The organism is Winogradskyella pacifica, assembly GCF_003386275.1.
In the GTDB taxonomy this organism is placed as follows: Bacteria; Bacteroidota; Bacteroidia; order Flavobacteriales; family Flavobacteriaceae; genus Winogradskyella; species Winogradskyella pacifica.
The window spans coordinates 75,751-102,117 of record NZ_QREI01000008.1; the positions used below are offsets into that span (position 1 = coordinate 75,751).

At 33.4% G+C, this 26,367-nt stretch carries 24 protein-coding genes; 14 read left to right on the forward strand and 10 right to left on the reverse strand.

Annotated elements, in window-relative coordinates:
* Positions 1–9: 9 nt before the first annotated feature.
* Positions 10–1,563, reverse strand: a complete 1,554-nt coding sequence (locus DFQ09_RS15105) for an NAD(P)H-hydrate dehydratase (RefSeq protein WP_115811815.1) — start codon at positions 1,561–1,563, stop codon at positions 10–12.
* 386 nt (positions 1,564–1,949) lie between these two features.
* Between DFQ09_RS15105 and thrA the strand changes: the two genes are divergently transcribed.
* The 12 genes from thrA to DFQ09_RS15165 all read left to right on the forward strand — a co-directional run bounded on the left by thrA (position 1,950) and on the right by DFQ09_RS15165 (position 12,787).
* Positions 1,950–4,424, forward strand: a complete 2,475-nt coding sequence (gene thrA, locus DFQ09_RS15110) for a bifunctional aspartate kinase/homoserine dehydrogenase I (RefSeq protein ID WP_115811817.1) — start codon at positions 1,950–1,952, stop codon at positions 4,422–4,424.
* Positions 4,425–4,428: 4 nt separating this feature from the next.
* Complete coding sequence (locus tag DFQ09_RS15115; protein WP_115812052.1) at positions 4,429–5,352, forward strand: homoserine kinase; 924 nt, start codon at positions 4,429–4,431, stop codon at positions 5,350–5,352.
* Between the two features lie 60 nt (positions 5,353–5,412).
* Complete coding sequence (locus DFQ09_RS15120; RefSeq protein ID WP_020894840.1) at positions 5,413–5,769, forward strand: four helix bundle protein; 357 nt, start codon at positions 5,413–5,415, stop codon at positions 5,767–5,769.
* 50 nt (positions 5,770–5,819) lie between these two features.
* The gene (gene thrC / locus DFQ09_RS15125; RefSeq protein WP_115811819.1) at positions 5,820–7,109 is read left to right on the forward strand and encodes a threonine synthase; all 1,290 of its coding nucleotides are present in this window, start codon (positions 5,820–5,822) and stop codon (positions 7,107–7,109) included.
* Between the two features lie 34 nt (positions 7,110–7,143).
* Positions 7,144–7,980, forward strand: a complete 837-nt coding sequence (locus DFQ09_RS15130; protein WP_115811821.1) for a DUF6503 family protein — start codon at positions 7,144–7,146, stop codon at positions 7,978–7,980.
* 156 nt (positions 7,981–8,136) lie between these two features.
* Positions 8,137–8,487: a ribose-5-phosphate isomerase gene (locus DFQ09_RS15135; protein ID WP_115811823.1), complete on the forward strand. Its 351-nt coding sequence runs from the start codon at positions 8,137–8,139 to the stop codon at positions 8,485–8,487.
* Between the two features lie 136 nt (positions 8,488–8,623).
* Positions 8,624–9,100: a TlpA family protein disulfide reductase gene (locus DFQ09_RS15140; RefSeq protein WP_115811825.1), complete on the forward strand. Its 477-nt coding sequence runs from the start codon at positions 8,624–8,626 to the stop codon at positions 9,098–9,100.
* Positions 9,101–9,107: 7 nt separating this feature from the next.
* Entirely contained in the window at positions 9,108–9,875 is a 768-nt protein-coding gene (locus DFQ09_RS15145) for a thioredoxin family protein (RefSeq protein WP_115811827.1), read from the forward strand.
* A 146-nt stretch (positions 9,876–10,021) separates the two neighbouring features.
* Positions 10,022–10,885, forward strand: coding sequence for a helix-turn-helix domain-containing protein (locus DFQ09_RS15150; protein WP_115811829.1), 864 nt, complete (start codon positions 10,022–10,024; stop codon positions 10,883–10,885).
* Positions 10,886–10,972: 87 nt separating this feature from the next.
* Positions 10,973–11,173: a hypothetical protein gene (locus tag DFQ09_RS15155; RefSeq protein ID WP_147298357.1), complete on the forward strand. Its 201-nt coding sequence runs from the start codon at positions 10,973–10,975 to the stop codon at positions 11,171–11,173.
* Between the two features lie 13 nt (positions 11,174–11,186).
* Complete coding sequence (locus DFQ09_RS15160) at positions 11,187–12,047, forward strand: SDR family oxidoreductase (protein WP_114309540.1); 861 nt, start codon at positions 11,187–11,189, stop codon at positions 12,045–12,047.
* A gap of 11 nt (positions 12,048–12,058) precedes the next feature.
* Complete coding sequence (locus DFQ09_RS15165) at positions 12,059–12,787, forward strand: siderophore-interacting protein (protein ID WP_115811833.1); 729 nt, start codon at positions 12,059–12,061, stop codon at positions 12,785–12,787.
* A 120-nt stretch (positions 12,788–12,907) separates the two neighbouring features.
* On the opposite strand, the gene guaB is transcribed toward DFQ09_RS15165, so the two are convergent.
* The 5 genes from guaB to DFQ09_RS15190 form a co-directional block, all read right to left on the reverse strand.
* Positions 12,908–14,380, reverse strand: a complete 1,473-nt coding sequence (guaB, locus tag DFQ09_RS15170; protein WP_115811835.1) for an IMP dehydrogenase — start codon at positions 14,378–14,380, stop codon at positions 12,908–12,910.
* 97 nt (positions 14,381–14,477) lie between these two features.
* On the reverse strand, positions 14,478–16,676 hold the full coding sequence (locus DFQ09_RS15175; protein ID WP_115811837.1) for a PepSY domain-containing protein: 2,199 nt from the start codon (positions 16,674–16,676) through the stop codon (positions 14,478–14,480).
* Positions 16,677–16,686: 10 nt separating this feature from the next.
* A complete protein-coding gene (locus DFQ09_RS15180; RefSeq protein WP_115811839.1) occupies positions 16,687–17,172 on the reverse strand; it encodes a DUF2271 domain-containing protein in 486 nt (161 codons plus the stop codon).
* A gap of 13 nt (positions 17,173–17,185) precedes the next feature.
* Entirely contained in the window at positions 17,186–18,667 is a 1,482-nt protein-coding gene (locus DFQ09_RS15185) for an ankyrin repeat domain-containing protein (RefSeq protein WP_115811841.1), read from the reverse strand.
* 26 nt (positions 18,668–18,693) lie between these two features.
* Positions 18,694–19,596 carry a DUF6607 family protein gene (locus DFQ09_RS15190; RefSeq protein WP_115811843.1) on the reverse strand — a complete coding sequence of 301 codons (903 nt, stop codon included), beginning with the start codon at positions 19,594–19,596 and terminating at the stop codon, positions 18,694–18,696.
* Positions 19,597–19,698: 102 nt separating this feature from the next.
* Between DFQ09_RS15190 and DFQ09_RS15195 the strand changes: the two genes are divergently transcribed.
* Positions 19,699–21,837, forward strand: coding sequence for a TonB-dependent receptor plug domain-containing protein (locus tag DFQ09_RS15195; RefSeq protein ID WP_115811845.1), 2,139 nt, complete (start codon positions 19,699–19,701; stop codon positions 21,835–21,837).
* A 12-nt stretch (positions 21,838–21,849) separates the two neighbouring features.
* Positions 21,850–22,947: an HmuY family protein gene (locus DFQ09_RS15200; protein WP_115811847.1), complete on the forward strand. Its 1,098-nt coding sequence runs from the start codon at positions 21,850–21,852 to the stop codon at positions 22,945–22,947.
* A gap of 97 nt (positions 22,948–23,044) precedes the next feature.
* On the opposite strand, the gene DFQ09_RS15205 is transcribed toward DFQ09_RS15200, so the two are convergent.
* The 4 genes from DFQ09_RS15205 to DFQ09_RS15220 all read right to left on the reverse strand — a co-directional run bounded on the left by DFQ09_RS15205 (position 23,045) and on the right by DFQ09_RS15220 (position 26,319).
* Complete coding sequence (locus DFQ09_RS15205) at positions 23,045–23,551, reverse strand: hypothetical protein (RefSeq protein WP_115811849.1); 507 nt, start codon at positions 23,549–23,551, stop codon at positions 23,045–23,047.
* Positions 23,551–24,072 carry an FMN-binding protein gene (locus DFQ09_RS15210; protein ID WP_115811851.1) on the reverse strand — a complete coding sequence of 174 codons (522 nt, stop codon included), beginning with the start codon at positions 24,070–24,072 and terminating at the stop codon, positions 23,551–23,553. The genes DFQ09_RS15205 and DFQ09_RS15210 overlap by 1 nt, the downstream gene beginning before the upstream one ends.
* A 26-nt stretch (positions 24,073–24,098) precedes the next feature.
* Positions 24,099–25,256 carry a porin gene (locus DFQ09_RS15215; RefSeq protein WP_115811853.1) on the reverse strand — a complete coding sequence of 386 codons (1,158 nt, stop codon included), beginning with the start codon at positions 25,254–25,256 and terminating at the stop codon, positions 24,099–24,101.
* A gap of 199 nt (positions 25,257–25,455) precedes the next feature.
* A complete protein-coding gene (locus DFQ09_RS15220) occupies positions 25,456–26,319 on the reverse strand; it encodes a hydroxymethylglutaryl-CoA lyase (protein WP_115811855.1) in 864 nt (287 codons plus the stop codon).
* Positions 26,320–26,367 lie beyond the last annotated feature (48 nt).

The following is a 26,367-nucleotide window of genomic DNA, read 5'->3' on the forward strand; positions in this document are numbered from 1 at the left end:
TTTATGTCTTTATTTTTCTTGTTGCGCTTCTTCTTTTGGCTGCTCTGGTTGTTTGAATAAATCGATATAAGCTTCACCAATAGTTTCAATTATGTGACTCGCTATTAAACTTTGATAACCATAATCTTCCAAAGAAATATCAGCAGATTTACCATGCAGATACACACCAAAAATGCTTGCTTCCAAAGCTGTATAGCCTTGTGCTATTAAACCCGAAATGATTCCGGTTAAGACATCACCACTTCCTGCGGTTGCCATACCTGGATTTCCGGTCGTATTAACGTAAAGCTTATTTTTATTTACTGTTATAGAATGGGCTCCCTTAATTAAGATAATAACATTATATTTTTCCGAAAAAGCTTTTACTTTTTCTAGTTTTTCAAAATCATTGGACCATTTTCCTATTAACCGCTCTAACTCTTTTGGGTGTGGCGTTAAAATGGTTTGTTCCGGCAACAATTTTAATAGTGTTTTCTTTTGTGACAAAATATTTAAACCGTCTGCATCAATCACTAATGAAGCTTTATTTTTCTTTAAAAATGCTTCGAGTGTTTTTGCCGTTTCTGCAGAAGTACCAAGCCCTACGCCAAGACCAATTACAGTTGGTTCTATCTCAAAATTAATATTTGAAATATGCGTTTCATTTTCATCTGTAACAACCATAACTTCTGGTATAGCCGTTTGCAAACTGTGATATCCACATTTTGGAATGTACGCAGTTACCAATCCTGCACCAGCACTTAAAGCTGACCTACTCGCTAAGTTAACAGCTCCTATTTTTCCGTAACTTCCACCTAAAATCAAAACATGCCCAAAATCTCCTTTATGCGCAAATTTTCTTCTCGGTTTATATATAGGTAAGACTTCATGTTTTGAAATCAACTCTACCTCCGTTTCGGTTTGCATTAAATAATCGCGATCTATGCCTATATCTAATGCTTCCCATTGTCCAATGTAATGTTCCGTTTCCGGCAAAAAGAACACCAACTTTGGAGATTGAAAACTCAAAGTATAACCCGCAGAAACAACGGCATTCTCGTCTTCTACTGCTTTATCTGTATATAATCCTGAAGGGATATCAATAGACAAGGTAAATGCTTTAGAGGCTTTAAACTTCTGAAATAATTTAGCTACCCAATCATTTGGTGGTCGGTTTAAACCAATACCAAAAATAGCATCTACAATTATGTCATCCACTCCAATTTCAATTTCGGTAAAATCCTCCTTGCAGCTCAACATTATTGGCCATTTCTTAGACGCGGATTTAATACGATCGTAATTAATCAAAAAATCTTTAGAACGCTTATCGCTACAATTCACTATGTAAGTTACCACATTATAGCCGTGGGTAATTAAATGCCTTGCCAAAACCAAGCCATCACCTCCATTATTTCCGATACCACAAAATACATGAATTGGCACTTGCGCCCCTTGCATTCGCATATGCATCCAATTAAATATCTGAGTTCCTGCGCGCTCCATTAAATCTGTAGAAGATATATTTTGGCGTTCTGTGGTTAATTTATCTCCTTCGTAAATTTGTGCTTTCGAAAATAATTTCATGTTATTATAAGTATTGTTTTATAGATGTTTAATGGCATATTCATAACGTAATTTTTCTTAAGCTTGAAAAATTTATTCGTGAATAGCACTCGTATGATTTTAAAAGCGCTTGCAAACAGCAAGTTTCGTTTCATTTTTAATAATTAGAAGCGCTATTTTTAACAAATCCCTAAAAAGAAACGAATTGTTTTTTTATTGTTATAAAAATAATACATTTGAGATGTAATGAAGAAAAAAAATAACATATCAATAATTTCCAATTCACACGCTATGTGTGCATTTATGTTTTTTATTACAACGATTATTACCCTTTGGGGTAATTTATAATATGTTCTCCGTCCCTAATTGTCTATACAGACATTTTATTCTCTTAAAATATATTTAGTATGAAAGTTCTCAAATTTGGTGGAACATCAGTTGGTTCAGCCGAAAACATAAATAAAGTTATTTCTATTTTAGACCAACAATCTAAAACAACCAATATTGCCGTTGTGGTTTCTGCCGTTGGTGGCATTACAGATAAATTATTAGAAGCAGGAAACTTGGCTTGTAATAAAGATTTAGACTACAAAAATAAATATGATACCATTTGGTCTATTCACAATGCTGTAATTGAAGGTTTATTTTTAAATCCTGATAACGATAAATCAATACAAAAAAAGCAGGATGATTTACATGATTTAATTACAGAAAAATTAAGTGACCTAAAAAGTCTCTTAGATGGTATTTATCTTATTAATGAATTGTCTCCAAAAACTAAGGATAAATTATTAAGTTTTGGTGAAAAATTATCTTCGACTATAATTTACTATACATTAGAGTCTAGAGCAATCGATGCGGCATTGAAGAACTCGCAAGAACTAATTGTTACAGATTCAAATTTTAATAATGCTACGGTATATTTCGATATTACAAACACTAATATCCAATCCTTTTTTAATTCAAACTCTAGCCCTATTGTTTTATTGCCTGGTTTTGTATCAAACTCTATCAATGGTGAAATAACAACTTTAGGTCGTGGTGGTTCAGATTACACAGCGGCTATTATTGCAGCGGCCATGGATGCTGATGAATTACAAATCTGGACAGACGTTAGTGGTATGTACACCACTAATCCTAAATTAGTAAAACAAGCCGCACCTATTGTAGAATTGTCCTATCAAGAAGCTGTAGAGTTATCTCATTTTGGTGCTAAAGTATTGTATCCTCCAACAGTGATGCCTGTGCTTAAAAAGAAAATTCCTATTGTGATTAAGAATACTTTAGATCCTGATGCTATTGGCACTACAATTACTCAAAATGTAACTCCAAATGGAAATTCGCCTGTAAAAGGAATTAGCAATATTGATAATGTAGCCCTACTTACCTTACAAGGTAATGGTATGGTTGGTGTGCCCGGATTTAGTAAACGGTTATTTGAAACGCTTGCTCAAGAGAAAATTAATATCATTTTAATTACACAATCATCTTCAGAACATACTATTTGTTTCGGAATATCTGATCTCGATGCGCAACGTGCCAAAATAGCCATTGACTCTGTTTTCGAATATGAAATTGCGCTGCAAAAAATTGATCCTATTGTTTTAGAAACCAACTTATCTATCATCGCCGTAATTGGTGATAAAATGAAAAATCATCAAGGTATAAGCGGGAAGATGTTTAGTACACTTGGAAAAAACAACGTGAATATTAGAGCCATTGCTCAAGGGGCTTCTGAACGTAATATTTCGGCTGTGATTCATAAAAACGATGTAAAAAAAGCATTAAATAGTTTACACGAGCAGTTTTTTGAAATCAAAACCAAACAAATTAATCTCTTTATTACTGGAGTTGGTAATGTTGGAGAACGCCTGATTGAGCAAATTAAACAGCAGAAAACCTACGTCAAAGAGAATTTTAAAATCAACCTAAGAATTGCTGGGTTATCCAATTCTCGAACTATGGTCGTTAATGATGAAGGCATTAATTTAAAAAACTGGAAGGAAGAATTAGAGAACGGTGAAAAAGCAAGTTTAGATGGCTTTTTTGAACACGCTAAAAACTTGAACTTAAGAAATTCTGTATTTGTGGACATTACAGCAAATGAAGCCGTATCTAATATTTATGGCAACTATTTAAAACAAAGTATTTCTGTAGTCGCTTGTAATAAAATAGCCTGTTCTGGTAATATTGAATACTATAATGAATTAAAGGCCTTATCACGACAATATAATGCGTCATTTTTATTTGAAACTAATGTCGGTGCAGGATTACCGGTACTAGATACCTTGAGTCATTTAATTACGTCCGGGGATAAAATAAACACTATTCAGGCTGTATTATCTGGAAGCTTAAACTTTATATTCAATAATTTTAATGCTGAAACTACTTTTTACGATGTTGTAAAGCAAGCACAAGAAGAAGGCTATACTGAACCAGATCCTAGAATAGATTTAAGCGGAATTGATGTCGCTCGTAAAGTTTTAATTTTGGCTCGTGAAAGTGGTCATGCTATTGAATTATCTCAACTTGAAAGTGACAATTTCTTAACCGAAAACGCCTCAAATTCTGATACGGTTGATGACTTCTTCAAAACATTGATTGAAGACGAAGCATATTATCAAGGCTTGTTTAAATCTGCACAAGACAATAACTGTCAATTAAAGTTTGTAGCAGAATTTAATGATGGAAAAGCTAAAGTTGGACTTCAAGAAATTCCTGAAGGCCATCCGTTTTACAACTTAAAAGGAAAAGATAATATTGTAATGTTTTACACGCAACGCTATCCTGAGCAACCCTTAATTATTAAAGGTGCTGGTGCTGGTGCAGATGTTACAGCGTCTGGGTTATTTGCTGATATCATTAGAATCGCTAATAACTAATATGATGACTGAAGAAATTAAAATATTTTCACCCGCAACGGTAGCTAATGTGGCATGTGGATTTGACGTACTTGGATTTTGTTTAGACACTATTGGTGACGAAATGGTGATTAGAAAAATGGATCAAAAAGGTATTAAAATCACCAAAATTGAAGGCTATGATTTACCGTTTGAAGCCGAAAAAAATGTCGCTGGAGTTTCGGCTTTAGCCATGTATGACGCTTTACAACCCGATTGTGGTTTTGAAATAGAAATTTATAAAAACATAAAACCAGGCAGTGGTATTGGAAGTAGTTCAGCCAGTGCAGCGGGAAGTGTTTTTGGAATGAACGAACTCCTCGGAAGACCATTAGATAAAACGAAGCTGACGTACTTTGCTATGAAAGGCGAAGCTTTGGCTAGTCAATGTGAACATGCGGATAATTTGGCTCCTGCTATTTTTGGTGGATTTACACTTGTAAAAAGTGCCTCACCTTTACAAATATTAGAGCTACCTACTCCATCGGATTTATTTGCGACGTTAATTCATCCGCAAATTGAAATTAAAACTTCAGAGTCTCGCGCTATTTTACCTAAAGAGATTCCATTAAGTAATGCTATTACACAATGGGCAAATGTGGGTAGTTTGGTGCATGCTTTACATACTTCAGATTACGACTTAATTAAAGACGCATTGCACGATGTGGTGATTGAACCGTATCGTAAGCAATTGATTCCACATTTTGATGACATTAAAACAGCAGCATTACAAGCAGGTGCTTTAGGCTGTGCAATTTCTGGCTCTGGACCTTCAATTTTTATGCTAAGTAAAGGAGAAGTTACTGCCAAAAATGTAGAAAAGGCGATTAAAGAGGTCTATTCAAAAACAGATCTAAAATTTGAAACTTATGTCTCTAAGATTAATACCGAAGGGATTCGGGTTTTGTAGAATAAATGACGGAAGACTATTGACGGAAGACAGAAATGGAAGAGAATTAAAATTGAGATTATGAATAAATTCAAATTTGAAAAACTGATTATTTGGCAAGATGCTATGGATTTCGGAGAAGTTATAAATGATGTTTCTCAACTTTTTCCAAATAAAGAAAAGTTTAATTTAACATCGCAAATTATGAGAGCTGTAGATTCTATTGCTCTTAATATTTCTGAAGGTTCAATTGGTCAATCAAATCCTGAACAACGTAAATTTATTGGATACTCAATTCGTTCTTTGGCTGAAGTAGTAACTTGTTTATTTAAAGCAAAACGACGAAATTATATCTCAGAAGAAATTTTTATCGAATTATACAATTCTGCTTTTCACTTAATGAACAAAATGGCAGCATTCAAAAGAAACATTAACTAAAAATGAATTCGGCAGTCTGTCCTCAGTCTCCCGTCTTCTGTCAAAACACTATGAATTACTATTCTTTAAATAAAAAAGCTCCAAATACAACCTTCGAAGATGCTGTTGTAAGAGGATTAGCACCAGATAAAGGTTTATATTTTCCTGAATCTATTACACCTTTAGATGCATCATTTTTTGAGACTATTGAAGACAAGTCCAATTCTGAAATTGCTTTTGAAGCGATAAAGCAATTCATACTTCCTGAAATTCCAGAAGACGTTTTAAAAACTATTGTGGAAGAAACATTAAACTTCGATTTTCCAGTAGTTGAAATCAATGAAAACATTTCAACGCTCGAGTTATTTCATGGTCCAACAATGGCTTTTAAAGATGTTGGTGCGCGCTTTATGGCACGCTGTTTAGGGTACTTTAATAAAACTAACACTAAAGATGTTACCGTTTTAGTCGCGACTTCTGGAGATACAGGCGGAGCGGTTGCTAATGGCTTTTTAGGTGTTAAAGGTGTTAATGTCGTTATCCTCTACCCTAGCGGAAAAGTAAGTGATATTCAAGAAAAACAATTAACGACACTAGGTCAAAACATAACTGCCTTAGAAGTTGATGGTGTTTTTGATGATTGTCAAGACATGGTAAAGCAAGCCTTTATGGATACTGAATTAACGAGCAAAATGCAATTGACTTCAGCCAACTCCATTAATATTGCACGTTGGTTACCGCAACTTTTCTATTTTATGTTTACCTACAAACAGCTCAAGTCTAAAAACAAAGAACTGGTATTTTCAGTTCCAAGTGGTAATTTTGGTAATATTTGTGCTGGTATGGTGGCTCAAAAATTAGGCTTACCGATTAAACATTTTATTGCAGCCAACAATGCAAATGCTACGGTTGTTAATTATATGATTTCTCAAACGTACAATCCTAAGCCATCTGTTCAAACGATTAGTAATGCTATGGATGTTGGAAATCCGAGTAATTTTATCAGAATTCAAGAATTACACAATAATGACTTTGATACGTTAAAAGCTAATTTATCATCGTACAGCTACACTGATGATGAGACAAAAGCTGCTCTTTTAGAATTGTATAATGATTTTAATTATGTTGCAGATCCTCACGGAGCTGTAGGGTATTTGGGAGCTAAAGACTACTTAAAAGAAAATGAGGCTCATGTTGTATTTTTAGAAACGGCTCACCCAACAAAATTCTTAGATGTTGTTGAGGACGTAATTAGAGAAAACATAGATTTACCTCCACAAATTGAAGCTGTAATGCACAAAGAAAAAGTAGCAATCGCTATTAATTCTTATGACGTATTAAAAGCCTTCTTACTACAATAATGACTGCATAATAACTAACTTAATTTTACCATAAATGAGACTTCACCTAACAACAAGTATTCTTTTAATTAGCCTTTTGGTATCTTGTAAAAACGAGAACCAAGTAAAACCTGAAAATAAAACTAGCACTGTAGAACAGGAACAGGCTCCAAAATTTCAAAATAAAGGGCATGAACTAGTTTTTAATATGGTTCAGAACGTAGGTAACTACGAAAAGTTAAGTCAACTAAAAGATGTTGTTTACACGTATACTTACCAAACACCAGATGGAAAAACAGATAGCTCTACTGAAAAATATATTTTTGACGGTGAATTATCATACGGAGCATATAATACCCATGAAAGAACATTAGCCAACCTTGAAGGGGTAATAGAACAAGGTTATGACGGCAACGACTATTGGTTAAAACATAACGGTGACGTTTTAACTAATGAAGACTACTTAAAAAGAGCGGCTTTTAACAGACCTACAAATTTTTACTGGTTTACTATGTTTCAAAAATTATTAGATCCAGGAGTGAATTATGAATTTATCGAAGAAAAAACTATCGACAGCAAAACTTATGATGTTGTAAAGGTGAGTTTCGATTCAAAAAATGATAAACCTACAGACATCTACCAATTGTATATTAATAAAGACACTAACTTAGTTGATCAGTTTCTATTTACAGTAGCTGATTTTGGAAAAATGGAAACTCCAAATTTGATGGTTTTAGACTATGAAGAAGTTGACGGTTTATTAATGCCGACAAAACGAAAATATAAGCTTTCAACATGGAATGCAGACGTCGATGACAAGCCATGGATTATCGTAAGTTGGACTAACATAAAATTCAATACTAATTTAACCAAGGACGATTTCAAAAAATAAAAACCAAACATTTGAAACTAATTTAGCTTCTAGAAAACTATTAGAGCGTTTAGGTTTTAGTTAAAAAGGTATTGGCAGACTACCAAATAATGATAAAGAGTTACTCCATTATTATCGCGTACTAAGCGGTGACAAATAGAGTCTATACATCTAAAAATGGCAAAAACGCTTTACACCATATATGTTATAGAATTATCTAAGCGTGTCTTTACCGACAATGCTAAGTTCAGGAATGCCAATCCACAATTTAATGGTGTATTAGAATGTTTATATGTTGGCATGACAAGTAAAACTCCAAAAGAACGTTTTCTTCAACATAAAACAGGGCATCGAAATAAAAAAGGTTATAAAATATCTGCGAATATTGTCGAGAAATACGGTACCTATTTACGTCCGAGTCTTTTTAATCATATCGATCCATTTTTCACTAGAGCTGAAGCTTTAAAAGCAGAAGAACAAATAGCATTAGAATTGCGACGCGAAGGTTATGCTGTTTGGTTTAATTAATAAAAATCACTTTTAAATTAAACCTTTTGTCATTGATGGAGTCTTACAAAAAATAATAGAATACATCATTTTGAATTTATTAAAAATAAAACCCCTAAAATCACCACTATATCTCGTTTTAGCACTCAGCCTTCTTATGAGTTGCAACAACACTAAATCAGATAAAACATTACAATCCAATACGACTACGAATGTTAATCAAGACATTCCTGTTTATGATTTTAATCAATTTGAACCCTTAATTTATACGGAATCTGATAAGACTTATCTCATTAATTTTTGGGCCATGTGGTGTGCTCCTTGCGTCAAAGAATTACCATACATTGAACAATTTGCAGCAAAACATCCTGATGTTGAAGTCATTTTGGTAAGCTTAGATTTCCCAAAAGATATTGAAACAAAGCTTAAGCCTTTTTTAAAGGAAAAAAATATAAGCTCTAAAGTCGTGTTATTAGATGATCCGGATTCTAATACTTGGATAGACAAAATAGATCCTAATTGGTCTGGAGCCATTCCATTTACCATTATGTTCAACAAAGATGAACGCTTATTTTATGAACGTTCATTCGAGAATTTAGAAGACATAGAAAACCAAATACATAAACTTAATTAAAACAAACATGAAAAGAATTAGTGTCCTAATTGCCATTATTGGCTTATCTGCAAGTGTACTTGTATCTTGTAAAAATGAAGGAAATACAACAGGAGAACCTTCTGCTGAAAATCAACATAAAGATCATAAAGGAGAACACCCTCCACATAACGGAGACCGAAAAGGGCCACCACATGGAGGCGATAGAAAAGGACCACCTAAAGGAGGTAGTCCAGAACAAACAAAAACCCTAGAAGAAATTGGAGGTTACAAAATTGGTGATGTTGCTACGGATTTCAATCTTAAGAACGTTGATGGTTCTATGATTTCTTTAGCTAGTATTGAAAATGCAAAAGGTTATATCGTGACATTTACCTGTAACGAATGTCCATTTTCGGTATTATATGAAGACCGTTTAATTGCATTAAACAATGAATATGCACCAAAAGGGTATCCTGTAATTGCGATTAACCCTAACAGTCCTGAAAACGAAAAAGAAGGTTACGCAGCGATGCAAAAACGTTCAGAAGACAAAGGATTTACATTTCCTTACTTAGTAGACGAAGGTCAAAAAATATATCCTCAGTATGGAGCTGTAAGAACACCTCATGTTTTCTTATTAGATGCAGAACGTAAAGTACAATATATTGGTACTATAGATGATAATGCAAAATCACCTGAAGATGTAAAAGTCAACTTTGTTAAAGGCGCTATTGAAGCTTTGGAAAAGGGAGAGAAACCAAGTCCGAATTTCACTAAAGCTATAGGTTGTCCGGTAAAAGCTAGTAAAGCTTAAGGATACACTTAAATAACAGTTATAAAGCAGCATCTTCTTGATGCTGCTTTTTTTTTAATACTAGTTAACGATTGACTATTTTGTATAACTCAGCACAATCAATATTAATTGTTATTTTTATTCAAAATTTATAAATCAATTCATCATTGAATCATTTCCCAAATGTAGCTTTTAAAAGTAGCGAAGGAGCTACGGATATTGAATGTATTTCATTAGACGAATTATTCTCACGAATTAAAAAAGATCCTAATCACAACCCATATCAGCCTCACCGAATTTCCTTTTTTGCCTTATTGATTGTTACAGAAGGTAAAGGTGAACATCAAATCGATTTAAAGACTTACAACATCCAAAAAGGCTCTGTACTTAAAATTGCAAAAGGGCAGGTACATGCTTTTCAAGATCATTTTCAATACGATGGGTATCTCGTCGTATTTACAGAGGATTTTATTTTAAAATATTTTTCAAAATCATCGGTCAAATTTATTTCGCATTTATACAACTATCATATCTCAGATCCATTAGTTGAAAACAGCACTTTAACTGACTTTTTTTTAGAAAGGATAACTGAAGAGATTCAAAGCAAATACACTTACGCTCAAAAGGAAATAATTGCTAAAATATTAGAGCTATTTTTATTGAAATTAGAGCGCGAAGCTCATAAAGTCACTGATGAAACGTTCAATAAAAAACACCAAAGTCTTTTTATGAATTTTAAAAATTTGGTGGAAGAAAATCATATTAAAACACGGAACGTCAAAGATTACGCACAACTACTAAACATATCTACAAAACATCTCAACACCATAGTTAGAGCAAGTACCTTAAATACTGCCAAACATTTTATTGATAACTACGTGATTCTAGAAATTAAGCGAGACATTTTTAGTAGCACTATAAGTCTAAAAGAAGTGGCTTATCAAAATGGATTTGATGAAGTCACCAATTTCTCTAAGTTTTTCAAAAAACACACAGGCCTTTCTCCTAAGGAATTCAAATCCTCACTTTAGTCTTAAGGTTTCAGATTTACCATTTTTAATAACGGATTTACCTTTTACAATCGTAGTTATATGAAGACCTTTGCTATAAAACATATTATGAGCGACGTCGCAAAATGCCCAACTTGTGGGAGCTATTCTAAAATAAAAGTAAAAGAAGGAGAAACTACATATCAAGCAGTTCAGGATGAAGAGGCTTTTAAAAAAATCCAGCAACTAAAAAAGGCTATGGATAAATTTAAAATGAAAGCCGATCAACTTGAAAAAGAGTTAGAAGAATTAAAATTGAAACATTCATAAATAAACACCTATTATGAAAATTGCAGTAACATCGGCAAGCGGACATTTAGGGGCAGCTATTGTAAAAGCACTCTTAAAAGCTACTAAAAAAGAAAATGTTATAGCCATAGCACGAACCACAGAAAAAGCAGAACACTTAGGAGTAGAAGTTAGAAAAGGAGATTACAATAGTCCTGAAGATTTCAATGCCGCTTTAAAAGGTATAGACACCGTATTGTTAGTTTCAGGTATGGATGAGCCACAGAAACGAATACAACAACACCGCAATGTTATCAATGCAGCTAAACAAAACGGTGTGCAGAAAATAGTCTATACGAGTATTGTAGGTACTGAAGAAAACAATGCTTTTAGTCCTGTGGTACAAAGTAATCGTCAAACAGAAGAAGACATCCGTAATTCCGGTTTACAATGGGTTATTGGTAGAAACGGCATTTATATTGAACCCGATTTAGAATATATAGATACCTACATAAAAGAAGGTGAGATAAGAAATTCTGCAGACCATGGTAAATGTACGTATACGAGTCGAGAAGAATTAGGATTTGCCTATGCTAAAATGTTATTAGAAGAAAAGCATAATGGTAATACCTATAATTTAGTCGGTGAAGCGATTTCCCAAAAGCAACTAGCCGATTTTATTAATCAGGTTTACGGTACAAAACTAGTTTATAATGCTCTTTCTGTAGCAGCTTATAAAGCAGATAGAATAGCTGAGCTTGGTGAGTTTCTAGGTACTATCATCGCCGGAATTTACGAAGGCATTAAGAATGGTGCTAATGATGTGCCTTCTGATTACGAAAGAGCTACTGGTAGAGCACATAAACCGGCTTTAGAATTAATAGAACATTACTATCAAAGTCACGTTCAAAACTAAATTTAAGACTATTGCGTATTTTAGAAAACATATTAAAAAATATAATCTTAGAAGAAGCTACTATTATAGAAAAGGTTACACTTTCTAAGAGTGCTTTTAGAATTCGTCTGCAAGGAGACAGCATTCGTAATGTATCGTTTACACCTGGTGCTTTTTTAAGAATGGCTGTAGGTATTGGCAAAGAAGAACTGTCAATGAAAGACAAAATAAGAAGTTACAGCGTTTGGGATATTGATAAAGAAAAAGGCACATTAGATTTAGCAATTGCTACACATAGCAATGGTGTAGGCTCGAAATGGGCAAAACATTGTAAAGAAGGCGATACCGTTTATTACAAATGGAAGAAAGGTAATTTCATAGCAGATGATTCAGCGGATAGCTATATCATGATAGGAGATCTTTCTGCTTTGTCTCATTTATACATGTTTAACCGAAATATTGGCAAGGATAAACAAATCGTTAGTGTCATCTACAATTCTAATAAAAGTGAATTATTTCCGGATATAGATGGGCATTTTCCTTTTAATTTTTATGAATTACCTGAAAATCCATACCGTGAAATCATCACTAAAATAAAAGACATCATCCCTACTCTTAAAGATAAAACGCTAGTTTATATTGCTGGTGATAGCAGAACCTGTATTGCTTTAAATCACTTTTTTAAAAAAGAATTGCATTGGGACACCAAACGAATAAAAACAAAACCTTTTTGGAACCCTGAAAAACAAGGTCTAGAATAATTCCCAATAAAAAGACGTTAAAACAACCCCTAGATTATTATAGGCACAAAAAAAACAGCACCTTTAAAGATGCTGTTTTTTTTTGCTAATATATAGATTCCTACTGTCGCAGGAATTTGGTTATCTAGAATAATTTGGTGCTTCCTTAGTAATGGTAACATCATGTGGGTGACTTTCATTAATACCAGAACTTGTGATTTTCACAAAACGTCCGGTTTCTTTTAAAGTGGCAATATCTTTAGCACCACAATAGCCCATTCCTGCTCTAAGTCCACCAATAAACTGATGAATACTTTCTACCAACTCACCTTTATATGGTACACGACCAACAATACCTTCAGGAACTAATTTTTTAATATCATCTTCAACATCCTGGAAATAACGGTCTTTACTTCCTTGTTTCATGGCTTCTACAGATCCCATGCCTCGGTAAGATTTAAATTTACGTCCTTCGTAGATAATCGTTTCTCCTGGACTTTCTTTTGTTCCAGCTAAAAGCGATCCTAACATTACCGTATCTGCACCAGCTGCAATCGCTTTAGGAATATCTCCTGTATAACGAATTCCACCATCTGCAATCACAGGAACACCTGAACCTTTAATAGCTGCAGCAACTTCTAAAACCGCAGAGAACTGAGGAAAACCAACTCCTGCCACTACTCTAGTTGTACAAATTGATCCAGGACCAATTCCTACTTTCACAGCATCAGCTCCAGCTTCCACTAAATATTTAGCAGCTTCACCAGTAGCGATGTTACCAACAATAACATCTAATTTTGGAAACTTCTTTTTAATCTCTTTTAAAACTAAAACCACACCTTTGGTATGACCATGAGCAGTATCAATAATTACCGCATCAACACCGGCATTTACTAATGCAGAAGCACGTTCTACCGCATCTGCAGTAACACCAATAGCTGCTGCAACACGCAATCTTCCGTAAGAATCTTTATTTGCATTTGGCTTTTGCGTCACCTTAGTGATATCTCTAAACGTAATTAGACCTTTTAGTTTATAATTATCATCAACAATTAATAATTTTTCAATTTTGTTTTGTTGAAGAATTTTTTCAGCATCTTTTAAAGAGGTTCCAACAGCTGCAGTGACTAAATTTTCTTTAGTCATAACATCAACGATGGCTTTTTTGCTTTCGTGCTCAAAACGTAAATCTCTGTTGGTAACGATCCCTTTTAAGATTCCGTTGTCATCAACGATTGGAATTCCACCAATACCATGCTCGGCCATATTAGACTTGGCATCAAAAACAGTAGCGGTTAATGGTAAGGTTACAGGATCGATAATCATACCGCTTTCTGCACGCTTTACTTTTCGTACTTTATCCGCTTGCTGCTCAATCGTCATGTTTTTGTGCAACACGCCAATTCCACCTTCTTGCGCCATGGCAATCGCCATTTTACTTTCGGTAACCGTATCCATAGCTGCGGAAATCACAGGAATGTTGATGGTTATATTTCGTGTAAATTTAGTTTGAATATTGACTTCGCGAGGAAGAACTTCTGAAAATGCTGGAACTAAGAGTACGTCATCGTAAGTAAGACCTTCTCCAACAATTTTATTTTCGTGTGCTGTCATGGCAATTAAAATTTAATTGCACGCAAAAGTACAATTAATATTGACAAATTATAACATATTGAAAGGCTATTTGCAACACTTAACAATCTATTAATAATCAATAACAATCCATTTTAAGCTGATCGTTGTTTTCAAAAGCACTTAACGGTTTGTCTAAGTGTGTTGTAGTGATGGTATGCAACACTTCTAAAACGCGATTTTGCATAGCCACAGAACCACAAATCATTATGACTCCATTAGCATTCAAAACACCACTCAACAGTTCTTGATGCTCTAAAATTAAATCTTGAACGTAAATTTTATCTTTCTGCTCTTGTGAATACGCAATATGAAAACTAGATAAGGTCTTTTTACTAAACGCTGAATCTATAATATTTTCATAAATACTTAGAGAATCTTGTGTGCGTCCTCCCCAAAATAAATGGGTTTTTATTTGACTTTGATTATCATTAATCATTCCTAAAAATGGTGCAATTCCTGTACCGTTGGCTATCATTACCACGTCTTTTACATCGGTTGGAAAATGAAAATCTAAGTTTCGTTTAACTTGCGCCTTAACGATTTCGTTGACTTTTAAGTCATTAAAATAATTAGAGCAGACCCCAAATTCGTGTTTTTTGATGCTTAAAATAATGTCATGTTCTATTTTACCAATGGAATATTGACGCTCAATAAAATCGGCTTCCGGATATAAAGACAATAAATCACCAGACTCAAATTTTACTTTTTTATGTGGTCGCAATTGTACTAAAAATGAATCGTCATTATTAGGCTCTGATTTATTAATAACCTTAAACTCTTTTAATTTTTTTAAATTGATTTGAGGTTTTTGAAACTTAATTTTTAAATCGTGATTAGTGCGCTCATTCCATTCCTTAATCCACGTTTTAAAAGCTTCAAACGATTGATTGTTAATTTTGAAAAGCGGAAGGTGTTCTATAAAATTGTCTTGCTTTTGAAACATCTCATCCACTTCAATGGCATATTTACAATAGTCAGGATACATAAGCGATCCAAAACCAACAACAGCATACTTCATCGTTTGCTTCTGCTGCACTTTTTGAAATAATTTTTCAAAATTTGAAGCACTTGTTGGAGCTTCACCTTCGCCATAAGTCGATGAAAAAATGATGACATGTTTAGCCTTTTTATATTCTGAATACGCGTTTAAAGCCGCAATAAAAACCGAATGACCTTCTGCGATTAATGCGTCATAAAATAGCTTGGCAGAATTAAAAGTGTTTCCTGTTTCTGAACCTACTAAAATGATATAGTCTGCCTCATCTTTTTTGAATTTATTCTTAATTTTAGAAGTTTCTTTTCGTCGTTTTAACGTCATGGCAAAGCCAGAATACATAAAAAACAAAATGGCCAAACTCGCTAATAACAACACTATTGACCATAAAATAGTCCCTTGACCTGTATGCAAAATTAAGCTCCAATTAGACGCTAATGCTACAAACGAAGTGTTTTGATTACTGACGATAGCTCCTGTATATTGATTGACTAAAATTTCCTTATCAGATAATTTAACAGTGAAATAATCTTCAATATCATCTGAAAATGGAAATTCTACATAGCTCACATCTTCAAGTTTTATATCTTGAAATGTTTGAAACTCTATGATGTCTAATTTGTTTTCAACGTCATCCTGTTCTGGATAGTTATGTGAAATTTTCGAATCTGGAAGTAAATCAAATTTTTCAAGTGATAGAAACACACCTGAAAGCGTAATAATCACAATAGGAATCAAGGTATATCGACCAATAACGACATGGTAATACTGATCAAAATTTTCTCTAACCACTTTAGAAAAGAAACGTTTGATACCACCTTGACGCTTCAATATGAGTTGAATTCCTGTTACTGAAATCAGAAATAACAAAAAGGATACGACTCCAATTAAAATACGACCTGTTGTTTTTAAAAATAGCGAGCGGTGAAGGTTGGTTGCGAATTCATAAATTGGTGCTTTCTTTATAATATCACCTAATTTTTCGCCGGTAATAGGATTGATATAAAAGGTTTGACTGTCTCCTTCTTTGGTAATGACTGACGCACTTACAAAATCGTTATTATCAATTTCGAGTGTAAAAACTTCATCATACTCTTGTTGCAACACACTTAAGGTTTCAGCAAGAGAAATCTCGTTCGCCCCAGAAACAGCATACGGTTGCAACTGATTTGTAATGGGTTCAAACGCCAAAATAGCACCTGTTACCGATGCTATTAAAATGAACAAAGAAGATATGACAGCCAAAACTAAATGACTGTATCTCCAAATGGAAATGGTCATAGTGTCGGTTTTATTGAGGCATCATTCGGATGTAACGGATAAATCCCTTTCCTTCAACTTTAGATTTAATGGTCTCTGAAGTTAACTCAAATTCCACATCACTTTCATAATAGTCTTGATCTTCAACAGCGGTTTCGAATCTTAACTTGTAACCTTTATCTAGTTTGTCGTTATCAATTTCAATAACATTAATGGTACGCTCTCCTCCGCTCACTGTGGCTCCTGTGATAGCATCAATATCGTTACGTTTTTTGCCGTAAAAATCCCACCAAGACTCTACTGTATTATACCACTCATCATCGTCTCCAATGACGTTTAAGGTTTCTACATAGTCACCTTCAGAATTTAATAATGAAATAACAATATAGGCACCTTCACCTGTATAGTTAGTCATTTGAATCATGCATTTGTACTTTGTAGATTCTACTGGATTAGTAAATGATACTAAACTAAATATTACGACACATAATAATGCTATTGTACGTATGTTCTTCATATTCAAAATTATATTATTTTAAAAATTCAATTGAGGTATTACTCTTTTTTAGCAACTCATTTTCTTTTGCTAAATCATAAGCAGATTCTTCAAAATCCGTAACTATGTCTTTCTTTGCTCCATTTTCTATAAGAAACTTAAGAATAGCATCGTCACTAGCTTTTAATGCAGCCAAATGTAAAGCTGTATTTCCTTCACTGTTTTTTGCATTGATATCTTGATTCATTTTTAATGCCAACTTTAATAAATCAAGACTATTTTTTTCAGCTGCCAAATGAAACCAAGTATTTCCATTTTTTTGCACTTTAGTTAAATCGACCTTATTCGCTTTTAATAATGTCATTTTTTTAGAAAATACATCTTTATTCTTAGGTGAATATGATTCGATTAAATAATAGGTTAAATTATTTCCATCTGTATCAACAAGAGCAGTTTTATAACCTTTTTTGATTAAAAACGCTACAACATCTGAAGTATTACCACCTACAGCTAAAGTTAAAGCCGATTGGCCTTTCTTATTTATATCATCATGGTTTTTTAAATTATCAGCTAAAAGATTTACGACCTCTAAGTTATTGCTTGAAGCTGCATGCATTAAGGCATTATTTCCTTTAGAATCTTTAGTACTCACCTTTAAGCCTTTATCTAGTAAGAATTTAATTACATCTAAATCTTTGCTTCTAGCTGCCAAAATATGTAGTGCCGATTCACCTTCTTTATTAGTTACATTCGGATTTAAACCTACACTTTCTAAGTACTTATAAACCTCAATACCATTAGTTGTACCTCGTGCGCCATTTGCTGCAAATATAAAAGCTTGATCAGTGCCTTTGATTCCTTTTTTTAATAAAGCATTTAAAGATTCTATCTCACCTTTTTTGGTGACGTAATTAAAAATGCCATTACCATTACTATCTACACTATTAATATCTAAACCTTTAGACTGAAAATAGGATACCAATTTAAAATATGGATCATTGGGCGCTGCTATTAATAAAGCGTTTGCTCCATCTGGATTTAAATCTTTCTGTACGTCTGATCCATATTTAATAACAAGATCATATACCTTAGTATTTTGTTGACCAGAACCGGCAGCAAAATTAATTATAGAATTCCCTTTATCGTCTGTTATATTAGTTTTTGCCCCATTTTCTAATAGGTATTGCACTAATTCAGCATTGCCTTTATAAGCTGCCCAAAAGGCATAGGTTCTACCATCGTGCGTTAATTTATTAACGTCATTTCCTTTTTGAGAAATCATGTAAGTAATCGTCTCTAAAGGTGCATCTTGCAAGGTTGCATAAACGACTCCATCAAAATTATTACCATTGGCTTCAGCAGGATTGTTACCTTCTTTTATTTTCTGTTTCACAGTTTCTACCGTTGGTTGGGTTCCCCAAAACTCACGATCTAAAAAAATATTTTCATTCTGTGCGAAGGTAGATAAAGACAAGGCCACAAAAAGGGTGACTAATATCGATTTAATTGTTTTCATATATGATTGATTTATTTTAAACTTATTTATTTTACAAAAGATTCTATAATACTATTGATATCTTTTTTCGCTGTAATCTCGTCATCTAATAAGTATTTGAATAACACTTTATTATCCACTTTTTCAGCAAGAGTTAAATCTTTGTTTCTACCATAAACAGCATCCCATTTGGTTCTTACTAAAGCCCATTTACCTTGTTGCGCTTTCCACCAGTCTATTGAAGCTTGGCATCTACTATCATCTACTTTTTTATACGTATTAAATCCTTTTTCTTTTGCAATAATAACATCTTCTTTTCCAGTTTCTCGTAACACTTTATCATTATCTTGATCGTGAACCCAACCATAGTTAGTAATCTCGTGACGGTTACCTCTTAATGTAATATTGTAATCGCTACGTTTGGTGTATTCACGTCTCGGTAATGGCGCTGTTGTTGTGTTTTCCCAGTAATTCTTACCATCTACATGAACCCAAGTACCAGAACCTTCATAACGTGGACTGTCATCTACCTGAAACACTTTCTGTGTCCACTGTCCTTTTACAGCATCCTTAGATTTTTTTTCAAAGGTCCAATTATTATCGCCATTATACATATAAAAGTCTTGGTTTTGAAATAACCAATCTTGTCTCCAGTGTTTTACAATATGTGGACTATCAGGTCGCCCAACTTGTAATAAATGTTGAATTGAAATTTTATCATCTTCATCTTCTATAGCAAAAGCGTACTCTAAACCTTTATCAACTTTGGTTTCTGAAGGTCTGTAAAGCGAATCATTACTATAGTTGAAGGTCTCTGTAAAATTGAACGTTACTTCAAAACAACCACACATATCTTTAATGGCTTCCTGATCTAGAGTCTTCTTTTTTTGTGCGTTACTACTTAAAGTAAATGCTAATACAATGGCTAAAACTGATACTACTTTTTTCATATTTAAAAGATAAATGATGTGTTTAAAAATTATTTAAAAAAAACTATTCTTATTTAGAATGAATTAAAATAAGATTATATATTTGCGACAAATTTATCAAGAATGAGTCTAAATAAAAATAAAATCCCAATTTATTTTTCAATTATTTTCTTTTCGTGGTCTTTTGCTCAAAAAAGTGAAACACCAACGGACAGTATTAAAGTTAAACCTTTAGAAGAAGTCGTTGTTACTGGCCAGTATAATCCAACCTCTATTAAAAAGTCCGTACATAATGTCATTGTTATTAATAGAACTCAGATTGAGCAAGTTGCGGCAAACAATTTGGCCGATTTATTAAATTTCAACCTTAACCTTACTATAATTCCTAATGCCCAAACAGGACGCTCTACGATTTCGTTCTTTGGATTAGACTCGCAATATTTCAATATTTTGGTGGATAACATCCCCATGGTTAGTGATAATGGTTTAGGGAATGACATTGATTTAACTCAAATTAATCTCGATGATATTGAACGTATTGAAATCGTTGAAGGTGCCATGGGAGTAGAATTTGGTGCGAATGCTGTTTCTGGAGTGATTAATATCATAACTAAAAAGTCTATTGCTAACACATGGAACATTCGAGCCTATTTACAAGAAGAAACCGTAAGTGATGAGTATGCTTTGTTTGATGAAGGTAGACATATACAATCCTTTAGTGTAGCTCATAATATTAATGAGAAATGGATGGCTAAAATTGGAGCTAACCGAAATGATTTCGCAGGTTTTTTCAACGAACGCCAAGGACAAGATTATTACCAAAATGACGGTCTTAGAGGTTATGAATGGTTACCTAAACAACAATTAAACACCAATGCTTTAATTAATTATAAAGGCAATAATTTTAGAGTACTATACAAGTTTGAATACTTTAACGAGCAAATTAACTACTATGATGCCGCCGTAAGAGCGAATATTGATACTCAAAATCAAACGAGTAATCCATCTGCTACAGATCGTATATTTACCACCAACCGATTTGTCAACAACCTTAATATTGATGGCAACTTAAATTCTGGAGCTAACTATAACGTAGCACTCTCCTACCAACAACAAGAACGCGACTTAAACGAATTTAACTATTTCATTTTAAGTAAAGAACGCAGCAATGAAACGGATGAAACCTACCAATCTAGTAAAGTCTTCTTTTCTAAAGGAACTATAGACAACTTAGTGAAAAGTGATTTTTATAATTTCCAACTCGGTTATGAAGCCCGCTATATTGAAGGCTTTGACACACAAGCTTCAGGTGATGTTACCCAACAAGATAAAACCAATAAGCAGACTAATTCAGCCATTTTTGGGTCTTCGGAATTAAACTTATCCAATGCATTCTCTTTACGTCCTGGTGTACGCTATGAATATAATTCACTTTTTAAATCGAAATTAATGGGCTCTTTAAGTGCGCGTTATTTAATGGATCATGGTTTTGAACTTAGAGCCAACGTTGGCACCTCCTATAGAACACCTAATTTTGAAGAGTTATACTACTATTTTGTAGATTCTAATCATGATGTTCAGGGTAATGAAAACTTAAATCCAGAGAATGGGTTTTCAGCCTTTGTGAATCTAAAAAAGAGAAGTTGGTTTAATGAGCTTTCTTTAGTCAACAACTTAAAGTTAAGCTATGTAGATGTTTCAGATAGAATTGATTTGGCTGTCGTTAATACCAGCCCATTGCGATATCAATTTATAAACATTGATAAATTTAAACTGTGGAGTCTTTCATTAGAAAATTCATTAAAATTAGATAAGTTATCATTCAACTTAGGCGCAACGTTTCAAGGCATTTCTAGAATCAATAGTAATGAAGTTAATGGCACTGATGATTTTCTGTACAATTTTCAAGTCAATACAAGTGCATCCTATTTTGTGGAGCCTTGGGATACCTCATTCACCTTATTATTAAAATACAACGGAGAGCAAGAACAATACTTAGCGTCTGGATCTGATACGGATGGTAATTCAACATTCTCAAAAGCAACAACGGATGCTTACAGTTGGTTAGACGCCTCTATTAAAAAATCATTTTTAGACAATAAAATTAAAGTTACGCTTGGTGCACGAAACCTATTCGATGTCACCAATGTAAACGTTAGCAATACTGCTACTGGTGACACACACTCTACTAACAGTAATGCTTTATTGTTAGGCTATGGAAGATCTTTTTATTTAAAACTATTATATAACCTAAATTTTTAAACACTAAATATTATGACAAATAAATTTTTAAAAACGGCTTTATGCCTATGTATTATTGCATTTTCTAGCTGTAGTAGCGACGACGACGTTTCTGGCCCGCTTACTATTGTGATTGAAGGTGCTTCTATCGCTCCAGAAGTTGGAGGCCCTAATCAACAAAACCAAGTTTATATTGATTTAAGTACAAACACAACAACATCAGCGCAACGTGATTCTTGGGACTTAGGATTTTACTCTGGTTCGGAGTTCAGGGTTGCTATTAATGGTTCTATAGAAATGGCTGCAGCAGAATTACCATTTGATGATATTGATGCCGTAAATTCAACAACTCAAGAAGTAATAGATTTACAACCTCTAGCTAAAGTTGGTATTTTTGATACTGCAAATTTAGCTTTTGTTGATGCTTTTGACGGAAACATATATGGTACTGCTATCAGTGAAATATCTGCTACAGACTCTGAAAACAAAGTATATTTGATTAATCTAGGTAGTGAAGTAGGCACAGAAACACCTACAACTGGTTCTGTTGATTTAAAAGATGAAGAAAGAGGTTGGAAAAAAATCCGAGTATTAAGAAACGGGAATGACTACACCATTCAATATGCCGACTTGGACGCCACTACACATGAAGAAATCACAATCTCTAAAGACAGCAACTATAACTTTACATTCTTTAGCTTTAATACAGAGAGTATTGTTAACGTTGAACCAACATCTTCAAGTTGGGATTTAAACTTTACAACTTTCACCGATGAAGTTTTCGCCGGACCAGATAGTTATGGTGCTTATTTCTATGGAGATTTTGTAGCTTCAAATAACCTAGCTAACGTAGATGTTTATAGGATAGATACTGAAGAAAATACGGAACTATCTTATGACAATTTCACGATAAATGATGTTACTGCGTCTAATTTTTCTAATGATCAAAGAATTGTAGGAAGCAGCTGGAGAAATGGTGGAGGACCAGGTTCATTACCTTCTCTTAAAGATAACGTCTTTTATATAATTAATGATACAGATGGTAATCTTTACAAATTGAAATTCTTAGCCTTAACAAATGCAGAAGGAGAACGTGGTCATCCTGAATTTGTATATAGTTTATTACAGTAAACTTTTTAAATAGATATTAAAAAAGCTTTCATTTTTCAATGAAGGCTTTTTTTTTATTATCATGTGAAAATCTAAATGATTACCCTAATAATTAATTCTATAATTGTTTATAACGTGATGATGATTTTACTAATTGTTTCAGAATTATAAAAACAGCAACTGTATAAGACAATGTCATTAATAAACCAGAAAACATAACCACATACTTTACCCAAAGCATGCCTTTCCACAAAAGAAAAAGTCCTCCAAAAGTTAAAATTACAGAAACAAAAGGTTCTATTAATAAGAAGATCTTTAACTTAGAATTAAGTCTTGTTGTTACTAAAACTAAGCCAGTTAGAAAGAAAATAATTGACATAGATAAAATATGTCCGTGGACTAAAGTGAGCATTTCTTGTTCACTTTTTTTAAACCTCATTACATCGGCTTCTTCATCATCTTCGTTACCTAAGTATTGTTCTTCTATTCCATTAGGATTTGCTGAAGATGTTTCACCCACAAACAAAAGCCCCGTGTAAAAACCAACACTTAATACAATAACAAAAGCTGCAATAAGCAGCTTTAATTCCTTTGGAAATGTTTCAATGAGGCCATTTACTATCATTATATGAGATCTTTATCACTTAATATTTTTAAGGACTTCATTAAGTCATCCATAGCATTTGTCATGGATCTTACTGAAATGGTTGCTCCAGAAATAGCATCGATATTATCACCATATCTAAACTCATCATCCTTTGTTTTACCAATAAACTGTTTTAACCAACGTTTACTTCCTATTTCTCCTCCGTAATCTTCACGATAAATTAAAACTTTCGTTTTAACAATAACTAAATTAGGATCTAATAGCACCAAATAATCAAACTGATCTGTTTTACTTGGTGCTTTAGACACGTATGCATATCCTAAAGGTTTAGTGTCTTTTTTAATTTCGAAAAAATTATCAGCACCAAACTTTGAAGGTAATTCTTTTGCAACATTTGAATCTATTATTTTAGCATCGAAAGAAAATGATTCCACTGAATACGTTTTCTTTATTTCAGAATCTACTTTCTTTTTAATGTTTTTAGGCAACCCGAAGGCAAGAATAGATATTACTAAAATGATAATGCTACTTAATTTCATATTACAATAGTATTAAATTGTTTTTATTAGAACCAAACTCCTAAGCCAATATTTAATTGGTTAGGACTATCTACATCGGTTGCATCACTAAAAAATTGATAATCTGCTTTTACAACAGCTCCTGGTGCAATTTTATAGCTTAAACCAAATGTCCACTCATCTCTGTCGTAAGCATCATTTTTTACTAACGCACCTTCAACAGAAGCATGTGTATCGTAATCTGAATAACGTGCAAATGCAAATAACTGTTGTTCCTTGTTTTGTGGTAATAAATTATAAGCACCTTCAACATACCAACCTTGCAATGCACTACCTAAATCAGCACTATTAAGTGTGTTATAATCTTCGGTATCTGAAATATTAGCATGTATATATTGACCTCTTGCCGTAAAACGTTTGTAAGCATAACGTGCATCTAAGCCAATCATAGAAATACCAACACTAGTACCATCGATATCTTCAATGTCATCTTCAGCTTGTGTTCTTCCAAAATATCCAGACAATCCCAATCGTAAACCTGGTAAACCATAATAATCTAGTTTAGCCGCAAAATTTGGTGAGTCTACTGTAGATTGAATTCCTTTTTGTCTTCCATTTCTCAAACCATTTGCTCCTCCTAAAACCTTAGTACCATTTACAGATTTAAAACCGTTAAAAACATAAGCTTGATAACGCAATGACACATCATCTAAACGACCTGCAACACCAAAACCAATTTCTCTCCAAGTGGTTGGCACTATACTTTTGTCTATACTTGGTCTTTCAACTCCGTTAAAAGTTGTTGGCTCGTGGTACTCATTAGTAATTCCCATAGGCACTAACATTAAACCACCTCTAAGGTTTACATTATCAGTTAAACTATATTGCACAAAAGCTTGCTCTACAAAAATTTCTTCTACATGCTCTAATTCAATTTCTGTAACAAACTGTACACGGTCGTTAAACTTATAACCAAAAAGTAATACTAAACGTTGTACATCTAATTCGCCATTATCTGCTTCTGGTTGATTGTATGTTATCTCTCCATAACCACCAACCGTAACACCTGTATTTATATTTCCTGATAAAATACGCTGTGCGGCATTTTGTTGCGTTTGTGGATTAGTAGACAACGAATCTGGAACAGTTTGCGCATATGTAAATGATGCAATTAAAAGGATAAGACTAAGGGTAATTTTCTTCATTAGTATTCTTATTTAGACTTGATATGAATTATTTTTCATTTTAAGCTGCAAATTTAAAACAAATAGTAATTACACAAAGTTTATTTAGATTAATTTTAAATAAACTTTGTAGTGAATTCTGACTTAAACAATGGAATTTTAAGTCTTTACTCATTTGAAGTCTTGAATAAGAAAAAAAAATACAACTTTGAATCTATTACTAATGATACACACTAAAAATCTTAGTCGCTTCATTATAAGAACTTTCAAAACTCATCGCATTGAGATCGTGAGCTTTTTTCTGAGTAAAATACGACAACATTTTTTCAGTTGGCATATTACCTGTAAGATCATCTTTTGCCATTGGGCAACCACCAAAACCTTGTATAGCTCCATCAAAACGTCGGCAACCCGCTTTGTAGGCGGCGTCAATTTTTTCGAACCAAGACGTTGGTGTGGTATGCAAATGGGCACCAAATTCTATGTTTGAATATTCGGGAATTAAATTTGAAAATAAATAGTTAATATTCTCTGGATCTGAACTTCCAATGGTATCGCTTAATGACAATATACTAACTCCCATTTTAGATAAGCGTTCCGTCCACTCTCCTACGATATCTACATTCCACGGATCACCATAAGGGTTTCCAAAACCCATTGAAATATAAACTACAACTTGCTTATTGCTTTTATCTGCGACTTCTAAAATTTCAGACAAGGTCACAACAGATTGAGCTATCGTTTTATGAGTATTACGCATCTGAAAATTCTCTGATATTGAAAATGGAAATCCTAAATAATCAATTTCAGAATGCACCGAAGCATCGTTTGCTCCCCTTGTATTTGCTATGATAGCGAGCAATTTACTTTCCGTTTTACTCAGATCTAATTGCGCTAAAACTTCAGCCGTATCAACCATTTGCGGAATTGCTTTTGGAGATACAAAACTTCCGAAATCAATAGTATCAAAACCGACACGAAGCAATGATTGAATGTATTGTACTTTCTTTTCTGTAGGTATAAAAGCCTTAATGCCTTGCATGGCATCTCTTGGGCATTCTATTATTTTAACCGCTTTATTCATTAGTTCAAATATACATTAATTGAAATTGAAATTGAACTCGAAGTTAAA